General features: G+C 74.7%; 1 protein-coding gene. It reads right to left on the reverse strand.

What is annotated here, in order from left to right; translation table 11 throughout:
* Positions 1 to 161 precede the first annotated feature (161 nt).
* Positions 162 to 860 (reverse strand): adenylate/guanylate cyclase domain-containing protein (locus tag FV228_RS31115; protein ID WP_147857906.1); only part of this gene is annotated, 699 nt, incomplete at its 5' end.

Below are 860 nucleotides of genomic sequence, written 5' to 3' on the forward strand. Positions count from 1 at the left end.
GCCCCCACTGGGCGGCGGTGGCGGCCGCCGCGACGGCGCTCGCCGTGGTGCCGCTCATGCTGGCCCTGTCGCGCCATCTGGTCGGGGGGAGGGCGGCCCGGAGGTGCTGATCCGGTCTCCCACACTCCAGGACGGCACCGATCCGTGAACACCCCGGCGGCTCAGAGCACCCCCAGCGTGCTCACCCGGACCGGCTCGGAGCGGCCCTCCACCGGGATCTCGCGGATCGCCGTCGGCGTGGCCTTGGCGGCGCGGTAGACCGCCTCCGAGACCACCGCGATGCAGCCCAGAACCTTGGTCAGGCCCTGCAGGCGCGAGGCGACGTTGACGGTGTCGCCGAGCGCGGTGAAGCGGGCGTCGGTGGCGTCGCCCATCTCGCCGACGATCGCCAGGCCGGCATGCACGCCGATCCCGTACCGAAGGGTGTGCTCCAGGTCGGCGGCCAGGAGCTCGTTCAGGGTGGCGACGTGCTCGGCCACGAGCTCCACCGCCCGGAGCGCGTCGCGCGCCGCCGGCTCGGGTTCGGTCTCGAGGCCGAACAGGGCCAGCAGGCCGTCGCCCAGGAACTGGTTGGTCGAGCCGCCGGCCTCCCGCACCGCGTCGCCGACCGCGCCCAGGAAGCGGTTGATGATGAACACCGTGTCGTAGGGCAGCCGCTCCTCGGCGAGCCGGGTCGAGCCGCGCAGGTCGACGAACATCGCCACGATGAAGCGCTCCTCGCCGGATTGCGCCCGGTCGAGCAGGTCCGCCTGCCGCACCGGCGGCGGCAGCGGGAACAGCGGCACCACGGCGAGGTCGGCCTCGGGCCGGAACTGGCAGGCGAGGCGCACCCCCGGCCCGGCGGCGATCCGCTCCAGCAC

Source organism: Methylobacterium sp. WL18, from assembly GCF_008040015.1.
Taxonomy (GTDB): Bacteria; Pseudomonadota; Alphaproteobacteria; order Rhizobiales; family Beijerinckiaceae; genus Methylobacterium; species Methylobacterium mesophilicum.